Origin of the sequence: Bacillus sp. FJAT-26390 (assembly GCF_001682865.1) — a bacterium.
GTDB lineage: Bacteria > Bacillota > Bacilli > Paenibacillales > Paenibacillaceae > Pristimantibacillus.
Genome location: NZ_MAQX01000001.1, coordinates 740,262 through 756,131 on the forward strand (window position 1 = coordinate 740,262; position 15,870 = coordinate 756,131).

General features: G+C 48.9%; 15 protein-coding genes. 13 read left to right on the plus strand and 2 right to left on the minus strand.

Annotation, left to right across the window (positions count from 1 at the left end; translation table 11 throughout):
- Positions 1-4 precede the first annotated feature (4 nt).
- Positions 5-1,591 (plus strand): SagB family peptide dehydrogenase, encoded by a 1,587-nt coding sequence (locus A7975_RS03480; RefSeq protein WP_065384124.1) that lies wholly within the window; start codon positions 5-7, stop codon positions 1,589-1,591.
- A gap of 77 nt (positions 1,592-1,668) precedes the next feature.
- Here A7975_RS03480 and A7975_RS03485 read toward each other — a convergent pair whose 3' ends face one another.
- The gene (locus A7975_RS03485; RefSeq protein ID WP_065384125.1) at positions 1,669-2,211 is read right to left on the minus strand and encodes a hypothetical protein; all 543 of its coding nucleotides are present in this window, start codon (positions 2,209-2,211) and stop codon (positions 1,669-1,671) included.
- Between the two features lie 187 nt (positions 2,212-2,398).
- Between A7975_RS03485 and A7975_RS03490 the strand changes: the two genes are divergently transcribed.
- Together A7975_RS03490 and A7975_RS03495 are read left to right on the plus strand one after the other, a co-directional pair.
- The gene (locus A7975_RS03490) at positions 2,399-2,737 is read left to right on the plus strand and encodes a DUF3889 domain-containing protein (RefSeq protein WP_053375815.1); all 339 of its coding nucleotides are present in this window, start codon (positions 2,399-2,401) and stop codon (positions 2,735-2,737) included.
- An 80-nt stretch (positions 2,738-2,817) separates the two neighbouring features.
- On the plus strand, positions 2,818-3,129 hold the full coding sequence (locus tag A7975_RS03495) for a YbjQ family protein (protein ID WP_053375816.1): 312 nt from the start codon (positions 2,818-2,820) through the stop codon (positions 3,127-3,129).
- A 100-nt stretch (positions 3,130-3,229) separates the two neighbouring features.
- Here the strand turns inward: A7975_RS03495 and A7975_RS03500 are convergent, their stop codons facing one another.
- Complete coding sequence (locus A7975_RS03500; protein WP_065384126.1) at positions 3,230-3,925, minus strand: SDR family oxidoreductase; 696 nt, start codon at positions 3,923-3,925, stop codon at positions 3,230-3,232.
- 165 nt (positions 3,926-4,090) lie between these two features.
- Here A7975_RS03500 and A7975_RS03505 point away from each other — a divergent pair, with 165 nt between their 5' ends.
- The 10 genes from A7975_RS03505 (at position 4,091) to A7975_RS03550 (ending at position 15,867) form a co-directional block, all read left to right on the plus strand.
- Positions 4,091-5,284: a response regulator transcription factor gene (locus A7975_RS03505; RefSeq protein ID WP_065384127.1), complete on the plus strand. Its 1,194-nt coding sequence runs from the start codon at positions 4,091-4,093 to the stop codon at positions 5,282-5,284.
- 163 nt (positions 5,285-5,447) lie between these two features.
- Positions 5,448-6,068, plus strand: coding sequence for an ABC transporter permease (locus A7975_RS03510; protein WP_053375819.1), 621 nt, complete (start codon positions 5,448-5,450; stop codon positions 6,066-6,068).
- A 17-nt stretch (positions 6,069-6,085) separates the two neighbouring features.
- Complete coding sequence (locus A7975_RS03515; protein ID WP_065384128.1) at positions 6,086-6,730, plus strand: ABC transporter permease; 645 nt, start codon at positions 6,086-6,088, stop codon at positions 6,728-6,730.
- 20 nt (positions 6,731-6,750) lie between these two features.
- Entirely contained in the window at positions 6,751-7,674 is a 924-nt protein-coding gene (locus A7975_RS03520; protein WP_065384129.1) for an ABC transporter substrate-binding protein, read from the plus strand.
- A gap of 31 nt (positions 7,675-7,705) precedes the next feature.
- Positions 7,706-8,695: an ABC transporter ATP-binding protein gene (locus A7975_RS03525; protein WP_065384130.1), complete on the plus strand. Its 990-nt coding sequence runs from the start codon at positions 7,706-7,708 to the stop codon at positions 8,693-8,695.
- A 46-nt stretch (positions 8,696-8,741) separates the two neighbouring features.
- Positions 8,742-10,262, plus strand: coding sequence for a histidine ammonia-lyase (hutH, locus tag A7975_RS03530; RefSeq protein ID WP_065384131.1), 1,521 nt, complete (start codon positions 8,742-8,744; stop codon positions 10,260-10,262).
- 31 nt (positions 10,263-10,293) lie between these two features.
- Positions 10,294-11,955, plus strand: a complete 1,662-nt coding sequence (gene hutU / locus A7975_RS03535) for a urocanate hydratase (RefSeq protein WP_053375824.1) — start codon at positions 10,294-10,296, stop codon at positions 11,953-11,955.
- A 13-nt stretch (positions 11,956-11,968) separates the two neighbouring features.
- Positions 11,969-13,243 (plus strand): imidazolonepropionase, encoded by a 1,275-nt coding sequence (hutI, locus tag A7975_RS03540; RefSeq protein ID WP_483295901.1) that lies wholly within the window; start codon positions 11,969-11,971, stop codon positions 13,241-13,243.
- A 34-nt stretch (positions 13,244-13,277) separates the two neighbouring features.
- On the plus strand, positions 13,278-14,534 hold the full coding sequence (locus A7975_RS03545) for a Zn-dependent hydrolase (RefSeq protein ID WP_065384133.1): 1,257 nt from the start codon (positions 13,278-13,280) through the stop codon (positions 14,532-14,534).
- Positions 14,535-14,544: 10 nt separating this feature from the next.
- Positions 14,545-15,867 (plus strand): amidohydrolase family protein, encoded by a 1,323-nt coding sequence (locus A7975_RS03550; protein WP_053375827.1) that lies wholly within the window; start codon positions 14,545-14,547, stop codon positions 15,865-15,867.
- Positions 15,868-15,870: the final 3 nt, after the last annotated feature.

The window sequence follows — 15,870 nt, forward strand, 5'->3', positions numbered from 1 at the left end:
AGGGATGAGCTTAAAGGCTTTTTTGCATGAATTGCAGTTCGACCCAGACAAGGCGAAATCAAGCGATTGGGAGATCGACTGGGATGACGCGCCTCTCCCGTATAAGCTTTACAGGGGCTTGCCGACTTTTCCGCTCTCTGCAGAGGTGCCGCTTTCACTTACGGAGGCGCGCGTTATTGCAAAACCGAAGCTTCGGGAGCTAGGTCACTTTCTTTGGTATACGTTTGGGCTTACACGGCTAAGCCAATCTGTTTTTGGGCCGGAGGCGGGTGAGGATTGGGGAGACACGTTGCAGGTTTGCAGACGTTTCGTCCCATCAGGCGGGGGTTTGTATCCTAGCGAGCTATATCTCTATTTGAAGCTGGAGGAGCTGCCTAGCGGCATTTATCATTATGATGCTGCGCATCATCGATTGATATTGCTGCGGGAAGGCCAATTTGACGACTATCTAAGAAAGGCGCTTGGCAATCGCTGCGACATATCCGCTAGCTTTGGCGCAGCTTTTGTGTCTACGATGTTTTGGAAAAATTACTTTAAGTACAACAATTTCTCATACCGTTTGCAGGGGCTGGATTCCGGTCTGCTCATCGGACAGCTGCTGGAGGCAACCAAACGGTTTGGTTTTGAGACGGGTGTTTGCTTTCAGTTTTTGGACCGTGCCGTTAATCATTTATTAGGCTTATCAGAGCGGGAAGAGAGCGTGTATGCGGTTATTCCGCTGTCAGCGGAAACAGAAATGGAATGGTTTAACGATAAGAATGAGGATAACGGTGAAGCTCTTATTAATGCGAATGATTTATGCAGGGAGCTTGGGTCGATCCAGCCCGAGCACTATATGCGTTCAAAGAGAGTATTGGAATACCCGAAGCTCATTAAGATGAACGAAGCATCGATGCTGGACTGCTTGCGGTCTTCTCGTCAGTATGTAGGTGAAAAGCATGCTCAACACCAAGTGGCTGCTATTAAGCTTCCTGAAGCAAGCAGGCTGACTTATGATCTGGCTTCCGTGCTAAGAGAACGGTATTCGCCGGAAAATGAATTCGAATTGAGACCGGTGGGTCAGTTGAGTGCAGCCACGCTGTTAAATGAGGTCATGTCATCTTTTGCGTACCGCAATGATTTGGACGGTTCGCTGTCTAGACCGGAGGCTCGCGTTTTTCTATACGGAAGCTTTTACGGCGTGGAAGGCATCAGCGACGGCGCCTATCGTTATGACGAATCAGAGCATGCGTTGCGGCAGGTTCGCGCTGGCGACCACCGTTCATGGCTGCAGGACGGAATGTCGATGGACAACGTCAATTTGTATCAAGTGCCGCTATGCTTCCATATCGCAGGAGATAGGAACCATCTGCATGCTCAGCTGGGTTATCGCGGATATCGAATCCAGCAGATGGAGGCGGGGATGCTTGTACAACGACTGCTGCTTGCAACAACCGCTTCCCAAATGGGCGGGCGCCCATTGCTCGGTTTTGATGCAATAGGGAGCGATGAGCTGTATGGGATGACAGCGCTCGGACATACAAGCCTTATTCAGATTCCGGTCGGTTATTGCAGATGCCGTTCGCGACTTGAAGGAAGTTTGGCATACTAGCGGGTAGAAAAAGGACAGAAGGAGTGTGGCAATCCTTCTGTCCTTTTAGGTTTGAATAAAGGGTTTCGATAACCCCTTTATTCGGTTTGACCTTTTCCAGCGGGAAAACAAACGATTGGAAAGTGCGGATGATGAGGATGATGCATATGATGCATATGATGCGGATGAACCCATGGATGGAACCATTCATGATGGTAATCGATGGAAGAGAACTCCCATCCTCCTTCATGAGGGTGGTGATGATGATCATCGTACATATGGGGATCCCAGCCTTCATGCATGTCAGGATGGAAATCATGCATGGGATGGAAGTCATTCATAGGATGAAAATCATGCATCGGGTAGTAGTCGTTCATCGGATGAAAATCGTGCATAGGATGGAAGTCATGCATAGGATGGAAATCATGCATGTGGTGATAATCGTACATCGGATGTAAGTGGTGCATGTAGTGGAAATGATGCAGCTGGCTTAGATCCACGCAGCAGTGGCATTGGGATTTTTCGATGCTTTCATTTTCAATTGGTTTATTTATTTCGGGCTGTTTATTACTCGTTTGCATTTGCTGGTAGTAATCCGGCGTAACGGCCGATTGTTGCACATAGGGCTGATTTGGTATCATGGTGTGCCTCCTTTTTATCATACCTTACAATATGCCTAAATCGAAAAAAGGGCACTTATCCCTATAAATTGGGCTTAAGAATTTGATAAAAGGCATATTATGCCGTTGATTTGAAGGTTATGAATAGGACGAAACGAAGAAGGTGACGCTAATACCAACACTTTGAAAAAGACAGGTGGTCGGTGAAATGCTGCGTCATATCGTCATGAAGGCCGTATTCGTGTTGCTTAGCCTCGCTCACTCTGAGGTAATGACAACGGAAGGGGCTGCCTTACATGCAGAGCCATCCTATGCCAAGTGGGGGAAGCTGGCCATGGAGGAGACGTCCAAAACGTATGTTAACGCATCCATTATTGACTATAAATACGTAGGCAGAACCAAATTGTCAGAGGAACAAGCAGAGGAGAATTTTGTGTTATGGCTTCGCAAGGATGCGATTGAATTTGGTGTCCGGGTCAGCATTACGATACAAACGAAAACAGATGAGGTTTTGAATTTAACGATGAAGGAGCTTGAAAGCAAATAAGTGAAACATCTTGCGAGGCTGCTCCGTAATAAAAGAAAACCATATGAAACGCTTCATGATGAAGCGAGAGGAGCTAAGCGATGCTAATTTCAACTACACCAACAATCGAAGGACGGCCTATACAGGAGTATGTGGGAGTCGTTACAGGTGAAGCTATAATGGGAGCCAATGTTGTGCGCGACTTTTTTGCGTCGATTACGGACATCGTAGGAGGACGCTCCGGCGCATATGAAAGCAAGCTGAAAGAAGCTCGCGACGTTGCGATTGATGAGATGAAAAACCAAGCTTCAAGGCTGGGAGCTAATGCAATCGTCGCTATCGATATTGATTACGAGGTTGTGCGCGAGGGCATGCTTATGGTCGCTGTTAGCGGCACGGCCGTTCGTTTGTAATTGGAAAATGATGTGTGCGAAAAGCGATATGACTTCTTCGATATAAGCGATGCTTATGCGAATTAGTCATATCGCTTTTTTTGCGGGTCACACGCCTACGCTAAGGACACACGAGCGATTTTCCGTTATCCGATGAGTTAATTCCGATTATGAAAGGGACCGAAGTCCATGCCCAAGATTCTGGCGACGGTGCGTAGTTTGAAGATTCAGGTGAACAGGAGCGTAGCATAGCGGTATCGATGCTGTCGCCGGGATCGAGAGCGACGGCTGCCATTTCCTGCGGCAGTTCTTTGGCTAATGATTGCGTTAATCCTTCAATCGCAAATTTAGAAGCGCAGTAAGGCGCTACATCAGCTTCGCCAAAGCGCCCCCAATAAGAGCTTATATTAACGATGCAGCCTTTTCGCTTCTCGACCATTGACGGGACAAAGGAGCGGATGACATTTACCGTCCCATGCACATTTATATTCATAATGGATGTGAATTCCTCGGCGGATACCGTCCATAGAGGCTTGTTTTCATTAATGATAGAGGCGTTATTAATCAAAAGATCCGGAGCGCCATACCGCAGTATGATATGCTCTCCCCACTCCGCAACCTCCGCTGCGTTAGAAACATCAACTGCTTGAAAGTCATGCTCGTCACCATATTCGCTTCGAAGAGAATCCATATTGGCCCGTGACCTAGCACAGCCTGCGATAAGCCATCCCGCTTGAATAAACTCATCGATCATTGCGCGGCCAAGTCCCTTGCTTACGCCTGTGATTACTACAAGCTTCTTATTATCTCTCGTCATCGTTGTTCTCCTCGCTTATCATTTTTCGCTAACCGCTCTTTAAGCTTACCACAAAGCGATAGGGGACTTACGAGTCTGTGATAAAGAGCTGGACATAATCAACAATTGACGAATGCTGCGGCGAAGGTTAAAATTGCGGTAATTTCACAGAGGAAGGGTGTCTTTATGATGCTGGTAACGACGGAGGCGGCATTCTCACAGCTTCTCATTTCCGGAACGCTCGTTCATGAAGGCAGCTTTAAAGAAGTTCAGCAGAAATTTGGCATTCAAGTTACGCCGCATTTAGCGATTTTGATCTCGATGGATCGTTACCCTGAGCTTGCCATAGATAAATCTATAACGTGGAAAACGGAAATTGGACAGCAGCTGGTTAAAGCTGTTTATCAGACGATATCTGAGCCTTTCCTTTGGGTGTGGATTGAGGAAGGGATTTTAGCGTTGCTGCTGGAGCTTGCCTCGGATAGTCAGCAAAGCCCATCATTAAAGAGGAAGTTACTGTCGAATGTACAACAAATTCAAGGGCTGGTTGATTCGCAAGGCTTCTCTGTGTCAGCGGGAATCGGCTCTTATTATGAAAGCCCGTATATGCTTTATCGGTCCTTTGAAGAGGCGAAGGAGTCGCTTGTCGATCGTTTTTTTCAAGGCAATCGCGTTATTTATTTCTATGAAAAAAGTAAAAAAGTCGATTTGCAAGCGGAGCAGGCGGTCTCCCAAGAAGAAAAGACGGAGCTGCTTGCCCGTGTTCGAATTGGCGATATTGAGGGCTCTATTAATTATTTGAAAATGTTGCTGGCTAGAATAGCGCAAACCTATAAGTTCCACATCGACATGTTCAAGTCCGCTGCGATAGAGCTAAGCATGTCTTTATCGAGCATGGTCCTTGAAACTGGCGGGGACGTCTCTATTATTTTATCTGAAAACGCTAGGATGATTCAAAGTCTTTACAGCACCGTCCGCTATAACAACTTCGTTAATAAACTATGTGACTATTGGAGAATGCTTGCCGAGCAAATTGTAAAAGCAAACCAATTGAACGTATCCCCGATTATCCGCAAAGCGATGAATCATATTCTCGAATACCACCAAGACAAAATAAGCTTGGAAGATATAGCACAATATTGCTATGTAAGCACCTATCATTTAGCCCATTTATTCAAGAAGGAAGTAGGCGTTAGCGTTATTGATTTTTTGAACAAAATCCGGATCGAGAAAGCGGTTTATTACTTGGAAATGACTGAGATGTCTGTTAAGCAGATTGCGGGTTTGGTCGGTTTCCAGGACTCGAACTATTTTACGCGTACCTTCAAAAAAATAATGAGCTGCAGCCCTTCCGACTATCGCACAGCAAGATTGTGCTAGTGGTAAGCAACTTTGTCCATTGATTGAAAGCGTTTTCAATTCTATAATATAGGTGTGAAGTAATCTTACATCGGACGAAAAATAACTGAGAAACGGAGGTTCTATGTCACTAAATATGACATGTTAAACTATTGATTTGCAGCCCTAGAGAGGAGAGGCTCGGATGGAATATTTGTTTGAACATCTTGATAAGGTGACTGAGCTATTAATCGAACATATTTATCTCGTATCTCTTTCGCTAATTATTTCTATTTTTGTTGCTGCTTTAATTGCGGCCGTCATTTCCAGGTATGCCAAAGCACAATCCCCCGTTCTAGGCGCCCTGGGCATCATTTATACCATTCCGAGCATCGCATTATTCGCGTTGCTGATCCCCTTCCTTGGGCTTGGCGTAAAGCCGGCCGCAATTGCCCTAATCGCCTATTCCCAGATGGCGCTGGTGCGAAACATGGTTGTCGCGGTCAAAGGAATCGAGCCTTCCATCGTGGAAGCGGCTCGCGGTATGGGCATGGGCAAATGGCGGATGATTTACAAGATCTTCGTACCGCTAGCGCTGCCGGTAGTTGTAGCGGGAATCCGCATCGCGGCGGTATCTATGATTGGGATTGCGACGATTGCTGCTTTCATCAATGCGGGAGGGCTCGGAAAATTGATTTTCGAAGGCATTTATCAAGATCATTCCGGCAAAATCATAGCAGGCACTGTGGCGGTTCTGGTGCTTGTTGTTGCAACAGACTTGGCGTTCCGATTCATTGAAAAAAGGGTGAGTCTTAACACAAGGTGAATGGAGGCGGCTGAGAAATGAACGTTTTTAAAGAAGCGATCGATTATCTGGTGAGCAAGCCGGAGCTTTTCTGGGAAGCATTGAAGATTCATCTTTCGCTAAGCGTGATTGCACTTGCGATAAGTATTTTCATAAGCGTACCGCTTGGGGTTTATTTATCTAAACGAAATAAGCTGTCTATGGTCGTAATGAACGTGTTTTATCTCGGTAAAATCATTCCAAGCCTAGCGGTATTAGCGCTTACGATGCCTTATGTGGGAGTCGGCTTCACGCCTTCACTAATTGCTTTAACGATTCTTGCTTTCCCGACGATTCTTATCAATACGGTCGTTGCATTTAAGGAAGTGGACAAAAACATCATAGAAGCCGCACAGGGCATGGGCATGGATAAGCTCCGAATTATTCGGAAAATCGAGTTTCCGCTCGCTTTGCCAGTCGTTATTACGGGCATACGAACAGCCTCGGTTGAGGTCATAGCGGGAGCAGCGCTAGCTGCCTTTATCGGAGGGGGCGGGCTTGGAGATTTCATTATCAACGGCATTGCGCTGGCAAAACCTTCGATGCTGCTGGTGGGCGCGGTACCGATTTGTCTGCTTGCGATTGCAGGCGATTCGATATTTGGCCGGATTGAAAAATTAACGAGCCCGAAAATGGGTCAATAAACAGAGGAGAGTGAAGGGGTATGAAAAATATGTTCAAAAAGCTGATTTTGACTGGTGCCGTATTAGGTTTGGCTTTTAGTTTGGCAGCCTGTAGCGATTCGGGCAAAAGTAGCGGATCAGCGGATAAGCCCACGATCAAAATTGGATCAAAAAACTTCACGGAGCAATATATCCTCGGCGAATTGTACGCACAGGCACTGGAAGCAGCGGATTTTAATGTCGAGCGGAAGCTTAATCTTGGCGGTACGCAGGTGGCCTTCACAGCGCTCAAAAGCGGTGAAATCGACTTATACCCTGAATATACGGGGACGGCGCTGCAGGATGTCTTGAAGGAAGCGGCAGTCAATGATGAAACAGCTGTTTTTGAGGCGGTAAAGAATGGGTACAAACAAAAGTTTGATATCGATACGCTCAATCAAACGCCATTTAACAACACTTACGTAATCGTAACTACCGCCGAGATTGCGGAAAAATACGGATTAAAAACACTTTCTGATTTGTCTGCAAAAGCGCCAGAGCTGAATTTTGCGTTAATTCCTGAGTTTGGCGACCGGGAGGACGGCTTGCCTGGCTTGCAAAAAACGTATGGCGGCTTTGTTTTCAAATCAGCTAAATTGTTTGATATCGGCTTGAAATACAAAGCTTTAACGGATAAGCAGGTTGATGTCACGATCGGATTCGGAACAGACGGTCAAATTGCCGGTTTTAATCTGGTTTCGCTGCAGGACGACAAGAAGCTTTGGCCTCCTTACCATGCCGTTCCGCAAGTGCGCGGCGAGGTGCTGAAGAACAATCCTGAGATCGGCGAAATATTGAACAAGCTTAATGCATTGCTGACGGATGATGTTATGGCCTCTCTGAACTGGGAAGTAGACGGTGAAGCGAAAAAAGAACCGGAAGATGTAGCGAAAGCATTCCTCAAAGAAAATGGATTCCTCAATTAATAGGTATGCAAGCTATGGGAGGTGACCCAAGATGAGCGGAATTGAATTTCAACAGGTGATCAAGTTTTATCCGGGCACGGAAAAACCGGCTGTCAACGATGTTAGCTTAACTGTAAATAGCGGTGAATTTATCGTCCTGCTCGGCACTTCGGGATGCGGGAAAACGACGCTGCTTAAGATGGTTAACCGTCTTTACGAGCAAACAGCGGGCAATATTCTGATCGACGGTGTCGATACAAAAAACGTACCGGTCAACGAGCTAAGAAGACGAATTGGTTATGTCATTCAACAAAGCGGGTTGTTTCCCCATATGACGGTGGAACAAAATATAGCCGTCGTTCCGGAGATGCTCGGCTGGGACAAAGCGAAGATTAGCGCAAGAACGGATGAGCTGCTGGAGCTTGTTCATCTTGAGCCTGCATTATATCGCAAAAGATATCCGCGCCAGCTCTCCGGCGGACAGCAGCAGCGGATCGGGCTTGCGAGAGCGCTTGCGGCGGACCCGCCGTTTATGCTGATGGATGAGCCGTTCGGCGCGATTGACGCGATAACGAGAACCAAGCTGCAGGATGAATTGATCCATATTCAGAAGAAGCTGCACAAAACGATCATGTTCGTCACGCATGACGTGGAAGAGGCGCTTCGGCTCGCAGATAAAATCATTATTATGAAAGACGGAGAGGTCGTTCAATACGACTCGCCTCTCCAGCTAATCCTTCATCCCAAAAATGATTTCGTCCAGAACTTAATGGGCGGAGACGATATGATTCGTAAAATCAGCCTCATCCAAGTGAGCGCGGCCATGGAGAGAGTCAGCACATCAAATGTGAATCCGTCCATGCCTACGATTTCTGAATCGGGCGGTCTTAAGGCAGTGCTTGATATTTTGCTGCGCACAGGCGCCGAGGCTGTTCAGGTCGTAGGTGTAGTCGGTCTCGAAAATCGGGTAATCGGCAAGGTTTCACTTTCCCATATCCAAAATCTACTGACGCCTGCGTATCGGAAAACGGCAGATATATAAGCCTCATCCCGCGTGTGAAATAGCTAGTTATTGGAGGTGATTCGTTATGGGCAGCATCCTAATTGACGGCAGGACCATTCGAATAGATGACGTCGCTGCGGTCGCGAGAAAGGGATGGAAGGTAGAGTTGGCCGAGGATGTCAAAGCCAAAATCAATAAATGCCGCAGCTATGTGGATCGCTTTGTAGCCGAGCAGCGTCCTGTATACGGCATTACGACGGGACTGGGTGAATTGTGCAAAGTCAGCCTTACGCGTGAAGAAGCGGCGAAGCTGTCCAAAAACGTCGTGATGAGTCATGCATGCGGGGTTGGCGAGCCTTTGAAGGCGGATCAAGTACGAGCGATCTTGTTTGCGGCGGTCGTCAATTTCTCGCAAGGCTACTCAGGCATTCGGCTGGAGACCGTCGAGACGCTCATCCAAATGCTGAATGAAGACGTGACGCCATGGGTGCCTTCACAGGGCTCAGTAGGTTACCTGACCCATATGGCTCATATTTCACTTGTCGTGATTGGGCTAGGTGAGGCTTATTATAAAGGCCGCCTGCTTTTGGGAGCGGAAGCGATGGAGGAAGCGGGAATCAGCACGCTGGAGCTCAAAGAGAAGGAAGGGCTTAGCCTCGTAAACGGAACGGTGTGCATGAGCGGCATTAGTGCCCTCGCGATCTTTGACTGCATGCAGCTGGCAAAATGGGCGGATATCGCAGGGGCGATGAGTTTTGAAGCATTAAAAGGCACCTATTATGCGTTTGATGAGCGTATTCATAGAGTACGGCCATTTAAAGGGCAACTGAAGGTTGCAGACAATCTCCGCAGGCTAATTGCTTGCAGTGAAATTAGCGAGCAATCCAAGGATCGCAGAATCCAAGATGCGCTTAGCATCCGCTCCATTCCGCAGGTGCATGGCGCGTGCCGCGACAAAATGATGCATGCCGCAGAAATCGTGGAAATGGAGCTAAACTCGGCAACCGATAATCCGCTCATTTTCGATGACGGAGCGGGCGGCATTTCGATCTCGGCCTGCAACGCACATGGAGAGCCGCTCGCATTGACGATGGATATGACGGCGATTGCGGTAGCGGAGCTCGCTAATATTGCGGAGCGCCGAATCGATAGGCTGGTAAATCCGCATACGAGTGAGCTGCCTGCATTTTTGGTGGAAAAAGGCGGTTTAAACAGCGGTTTCATGATTACCCAGTACGTAGCTGCCTCTTTGGTTGCAGAAAATAAGGTATTGTCGCATCCGATTTCCGTCGACTCTATTCCAACGTCTGCGTTTCAGGAAGACCATGTCAGCATGGGAACGCCGGCAGCGCTTAAAGCCGTTCAAGTCATTCGCAATGCTTTCAAGGTGATCGCAATCGAGCTGCTGACCGCCGCACAAGCATTAGAGTTTCATAAACCGCTTCAGTATGGCGCGGGAACTGGCACGGCGTACGCGCTCATCCGCAACCAAGTGCCCAAATGGACAGAGGACCGCGTATTTTACCCTGATCTGCAAAAGATGTTTTCTCTGGTAGAAGATGATGAAGCGATTCGTTTGGTTGAAGCAAAAATTGGTCTTCTTTAACTCATAAATCTTGCAAACGGAGGCGTTACAGATGAGCTACTCACAACATTCGATTATAAAGGCTCCACGCGGAGCTGCTTTGAATACAAAAGGCTGGGTGCAGGAAGCGGTATTGCGCATGCTCATGAACAATCTGGATCCTGAGGTCGCAGAGCATCCTGAGAAGCTTGTCGTATACGGCGGCATCGGCAAAGCGGCTCGGAGCTGGGAGGCTTTTAACGGCATCGTCGCAGCCCTGAAGGAGCTGGAGGATGACCAGACGCTGCTCGTGCAATCCGGCAAGCCGGTAGCGGTGTTCCGGACGCATAAGGATGCGCCAAGGGTGCTGCTGGCAAATTCGAATATCGTACCAGCCTGGGCTAACTGGGATAAGTTCCATGAGCTGGACCAAAAAGGACTGATGATGTACGGCCAAATGACAGCGGGAAGCTGGATCTATATTGGAAGCCAAGGAATCGTTCAAGGCACCTATGAATCGTTTGCCGAGTGCGCTAGACAGCATTTTAATGGAAGCTTGAAAGGCACGATAACGGTAACGGCAGGCATGGGCGGCATGGGGGGCGCGCAGCCGCTTGCTGTTACGATGAATGATGGCGTTGTGATTGGCATTGATGTTGACCGGTCACGTATCGAGAAACGGATTGAGACCCGTTATTTGGATACTTTCGTAGAGTCGCTTAGTGAAGCGATTAAGCTTGCTGAAGAGGCTAAATCCAAGGGTCGAGCGCTGTCGATTGGACTTGTTGGCAACGCAGCCGAACTATTGCCGCAGATGATTAAGCTTGGATTTATACCGGATGTCGTTACGGACCAAACATCTGCTCATGATCCTCTGAACGGCTATTTGCCGATTGGCATGTCGATGCAAGAGGGACAATTGCTGCGCGAGCAGAATCCAAAGAGATACGTAGAGCGTTCCAAAGCCAGCATGGCCGTACATGTAACAGCTATGCTGGAAATGCAGAAGCTGGGCTCTGTCGTATTTGATTATGGCAACAATATTCGCCAGGTTGCCTTTGACGAGGGAGTAACAAATGCATTTGATTTCCCAGGCTTCGTACCGGCCTATATCCGTCCGCAGTTTTGTGAAGGGAAAGGCCCGTTCCGCTGGGTTGCCTTGTCCGGCGATCCCGAAGATATTTACAAGACAGATGAAGTCATCTTGAAGGAATTTGCCCATAATGAGCATTTGTGCAAATGGATCAAAATGGCGAGAGAGCGCATTGCTTTCCAAGGTCTGCCTGCCCGAATTTGCTGGCTGGGCTACGGAGAGCGCGCGAGATTCGGCAAAATCATTAATGACATGGTCGCGTCCGGCGAGCTGTCTGCTCCGATTGTCATTGGCCGCGACCATCTTGATGCAGGCTCCGTCGCTTCTCCTAACCGTGAAACGGAAGCGATGCTGGATGGCAGCGACGCTGTTGCCGATTGGCCGATTTTGAACGCGCTTGTCAATACGGCTGCAGGTGCAAGCTGGGTGTCGGTACATCATGGCGGTGGCGTTGGAATGGGTTATTCCCTCCATGCAGGCATGGTGGTCGTTGCCGATGGGACAGCGGATGCCGCGAGACGGTTAGAGCGCGTATTGACCTCAGATCCTGGCATGGGCGTTGTCCGCCATGCGGATGCGGGTTATGAGCTCGCCATAACCACAGCGAAGAACAAAGGCGTGCAAATGCCAATGCTGACATAAGGAGGGATCTATGATGAATCCAATCCTTTATATAAAAAATGCGAATCAAGTTGTAACCGTCAGCGGGGCAAGCGTAAAGCCCAAAAAAGGCAAGGAAATGGCTGAGCTGGGCTTGATCGAGCACGGAGGCATCGTCATCGGGGGGGATCGTATCCTATTTGCCGGTCCCGATGAGGAAGCGCAGGCTTTTGTAAATGATCTCACGGAAGAGCCCATCGTAATCGACGCAACGGGGAAACTTGTCACGCCGGGTCTAATCGATGCCCATACCCATCTCGTCTTCGCAGGAAGCCGGGAGAAGGAGCTGGAAATGCGGCTGCAGGGGGCGACCTATATTGAAATTTTGGAAGCTGGCGGCGGCATTCTCTATTCCACCACCCAAACCCGTCAAGCGTCGGAGGAGCAGCTGTTCGAGGAGTCCAAGAAGAGGCTAGACCGTTTTCTGCAGTATGGCGTAACGACGTTGGAAGCGAAAAGCGGTTATGGCTTAACGATTTCCGATGAGCTGAAGCAGCTCCGGGTAGCCCGAAAGCTGAATGAGTCGCATGCGATAGATATCGTATCTACGTTTATGGGCGCACATGCGGTCCCTCTTGAGTTTAAGAGCGATCCTGAGGCTTATATAAAGATCGTTATTGAACAGATGCTGCCAGCTGTAGCGGAGCAAAAGCTAGCTGTCTTTTGCGATGTTTTTTGCGAGCATGGCGTGTTTACAGTCGATCAATCGGAACGGATATTGGAGGCGGGAAAGAAGCTTGGTCTAATTCCAAAAATTCATGCCGATGAGATTGTAACCTTCGGTGGCGCAGAGCTTGCCGCGAAGGTCGGCGCGATATCGGCGGATCATTTGCTGAAAGCTTCGGATGAGGGCATAGCCAGAATGGCGGAGGCTGGCGTTATCGCCGTCCTGCTGCCGGGCACCGCATTTTTCCTCATGGAAGAGCCGGCAGATGCTCGGAAAATGATTGAAGCTGGCGTTCCCGTGGCGCTTGCCACGGATCGGAACCCCGGCTCTTGTCCTACGGAATCGCTGCCGCTTATTATGAATTTTGCCTGTTTAAACATGAAGATGAAACCGGCAGAGGTGTTGACAGCCAGTACCATTAACGCGGCGCATGCCATTGGCCTCGCAAAGGAGATCGGCAGCATTGAAGCTGGGAAGAAGGCGGATTTGGTAATTTATGACGCGCCAAACTATTTGTTTATCCAATATAACTTTGGAGTCAACCTAGTCGATACCGTTATCAAAAACGGCAAAGTAGTTGTAGGCGGAAATGACCGTGATTGATCGAATTGGCATTCGCAAAGGAGATCGGCACCCTATGATGAATCTACGTATTCAGCCTGATCGTTTGGAGAGGCAAATTCACGAATTAGGTAAAATCGGACAAAATGCACGCGGAGGCTTGGATCGTACGACTTTTACCCCTGCGGAGCTTAAGGCTCGAAGCTGGCTGATTGGCGAGCTTCAGGCGCTTGGGCTTGAAGTGAAGCTTGATCCTGCTGCGAATATATGGGCTAACCGGCAGGGCAGCGATCCCGATTTGCCGATCATTGCTTTTGGTTCGCATATCGATACCGTACCGAATGGCGGCAAATACGATGGAGCGCTTGGCGTTTTAATGGCTTTGGAAGTGATGCGCGTGCTTGAGGAAGAAGGCATAAAGACGCGGCATCCGCTTGCGCTTGTTTCGTTCAGCGCGGAAGAACCGAATCCGTTTGGTCTGTCAACCTTCGGGAGCCGGGCGGCAGCAGGGAAGTTGAAGCGGGCAGATCTTGACGGCGTGTATGACGATAAAGGCATCTCTATCGTTGAAGCACTTCATCATGCTGGAGGAGATGCTGAGCTCTTCGAAAAAACGAGGAGAGAACCTTCAGAATTCTCTGCGTTTCTAGAGGTGCATATTGAGCAAGGAAAACGTCTCCTTGCGCAAAATATTCCAATAGGCATCGTGACGGCGATTACGGGCATTTACCGGGAAGAAGTTATCGTTCACGGTCAAGCAAACCATGCTGGGACTACATTGATGAACGATCGCAAGGACGCGTTAATGCTGGCTTCGGAGCTGATGCTCGCGTTCGAAGCCGTATGCCGCAATCATCCAGCCGATGAAGTGGTCGGAACGATCGGGCGAATCGCCAATTATCCGAACGCGGCGAATATCATTCCTGAGAAGGTAACGTTTAATCTCGAAGCGAGAGGAAAGTCTTCTGGGGAAATTCAGCAGGTCATCTCCCATTGGGATGGATTAGCCGAGGACATTGTACGCCGAAGGGGCGGTAAAATGGAGCGCCGCATCGTTTTGGATCAGGCGCCAGCTAAGATGGATCAAACCATTATTGAAGTGTGCAAGGAGCAGTCAGATGCTCTGGCATACGAAAATTTATATCTAGGCAGCATGGCAGGCCATGATGCGGTTCATATGTCGTCTTTGACCCGTGCAGGAATGTTGTTTGTGCCGAGCGTAGACGGGAAAAGCCACTGTCCGGAGGAAGAGAGCTTAATGGGGGATATCGAGAAAGCGGCCAATGTGCTGCTTCACGCCATTTTATCCTTGGATAAACGATTAGAGGAGTAGGAGGATGAACATGCAGCAATTATTTATTGCCGATTATATTTATACGCAGAATGCTTTTCAGCCGAAGCAAGCCATTCTCGTAGACGATGGTTTCATTAAGGAAATCGGTCCTGAGGATAGGCTGAGCACGCGGTACCCGGCAGCTGAGAAGATTTTGTGGACCGGCAAAGCGATTGTCCCGGGAACGGTTAATTCTCATAATCATTCTTTTCAAAGCCTGCTTCGCGGCATCGCCATCGATCGGCCGTTTCTGGATTGGCGAGATGAAGCTCTTTATAAATATACGCCGCTACTGGATGAAGAGGCGATTTATACCGGAGCACTGCTAGCCTTCGGAGAGATGCTGCGGTACGGCGTTACTACGGTAAGTGATTTCTTCTACGTTCATAACGGAGGAACCGCATTTGACGAGGCAGTCATTCGCGCGGCTAACGATCTCGGCATTCGGCTCGTATTTGCTCGGACGATGTACGATTGGTCCGGCGCTCCAATCGCCTATCGGGAGACTGTTGATGATGCGGTAAAGCGGACGCGCGAGCTTGCGGTCAAATACCAAGGCAATCAAATGGTGACGGTGCATCCCGCACCGCATAGCCCTCATGCGGCTTCGCCGGAGATGATTAAAGCAGGGCACCGGCTTGCGCAGGAGCTAGACACGCCTTTTCATATTCATGTAGCGGAAGAGATGTTTGAAGTCGAAGAAACGCTGCGGGACTACGGCTTGCGCCCGGTTCATTATTTGGATTCGCTGGGTGTGCTGGATGAGAGAATGATTGCTATCCATCTTGTCTGGCTGGACGATTCCGAGATCGAGCTGCTTGGCAAACGAAACTGCTCACTCGCATATTGCCCTTCCAGCAATATGTTCCTTGCTGACGGTGTAACCCGTATCCCAGACTTGCTGAAATCAGGCGTCAACATAACGCTTGGCACGGATGGCGCATGCAGCAACAACCGAATTAGCGTGTTCGAGGAAATGCGGATGTGCGCGATGCTGCAAAAGGTAACGAGGCTGGACGGGACCTGCATAACCGCTGGCCAAGTATATGAGATGGGGACGAAGCGTGCCGGTGATATTTTACGTCTGCCGATCGGTGTTCTGGAGCAAGGCGCATATGCCGATTTTGTAGCTTTGGATGTCCATGACATGTCGCTTGCTCCAAAAAACGAGTTATTTGCCAATATGGTATACGCCATGCAGCCGGGCGCCATTTCCTACGTTGTTGTAGGCGGCAAAGTGATTGTCGATAATGGAAAGCTCACAACGGTTCCAGAGAGAAACATCGTGCATCGTGTAGATTCCTTATTTGATAAATGGTCAACGGTTAAATAACAA

Bases quoted from the DNA above. Each gene is read 5' to 3' on its own strand.
- A7975_RS03480 (WP_065384124.1), top strand. From the start codon at position 5: ATGAGCTTAAAGGCTTTTTTGCATGAATTGCAGTTCGACCCAGACAAG.
- A7975_RS03485 (WP_065384125.1), bottom strand. From the start codon at position 2,211: ATGATACCAAATCAGCCCTATGTGCAACAATCGGCCGTTACGCCGGAT.
- A7975_RS03490 (WP_053375815.1), top strand. From the start codon at position 2,399: ATGCTGCGTCATATCGTCATGAAGGCCGTATTCGTGTTGCTTAGCCTC.
- A7975_RS03495 (WP_053375816.1), top strand. From the start codon at position 2,818: ATGCTAATTTCAACTACACCAACAATCGAAGGACGGCCTATACAGGAG.
- A7975_RS03500 (WP_065384126.1), bottom strand. From the start codon at position 3,925: ATGACGAGAGATAATAAGAAGCTTGTAGTAATCACAGGCGTAAGCAAG.
- A7975_RS03505 (WP_065384127.1), top strand. From the start codon at position 4,091: ATGATGCTGGTAACGACGGAGGCGGCATTCTCACAGCTTCTCATTTCC.
- A7975_RS03510 (WP_053375819.1), top strand. From the start codon at position 5,448: ATGGAATATTTGTTTGAACATCTTGATAAGGTGACTGAGCTATTAATC.
- A7975_RS03515 (WP_065384128.1), top strand. From the start codon at position 6,086: ATGAACGTTTTTAAAGAAGCGATCGATTATCTGGTGAGCAAGCCGGAG.
- A7975_RS03520 (WP_065384129.1), top strand. From the start codon at position 6,751: ATGAAAAATATGTTCAAAAAGCTGATTTTGACTGGTGCCGTATTAGGT.
- A7975_RS03525 (WP_065384130.1), top strand. From the start codon at position 7,706: ATGAGCGGAATTGAATTTCAACAGGTGATCAAGTTTTATCCGGGCACG.
- hutH (WP_065384131.1), top strand. From the start codon at position 8,742: ATGGGCAGCATCCTAATTGACGGCAGGACCATTCGAATAGATGACGTC.
- hutU (WP_053375824.1), top strand. From the start codon at position 10,294: ATGAGCTACTCACAACATTCGATTATAAAGGCTCCACGCGGAGCTGCT.
- hutI (WP_483295901.1), top strand. From the start codon at position 11,969: ATGAATCCAATCCTTTATATAAAAAATGCGAATCAAGTTGTAACCGTC.
- A7975_RS03545 (WP_065384133.1), top strand. From the start codon at position 13,278: ATGATGAATCTACGTATTCAGCCTGATCGTTTGGAGAGGCAAATTCAC.
- A7975_RS03550 (WP_053375827.1), top strand. From the start codon at position 14,545: ATGCAGCAATTATTTATTGCCGATTATATTTATACGCAGAATGCTTTT.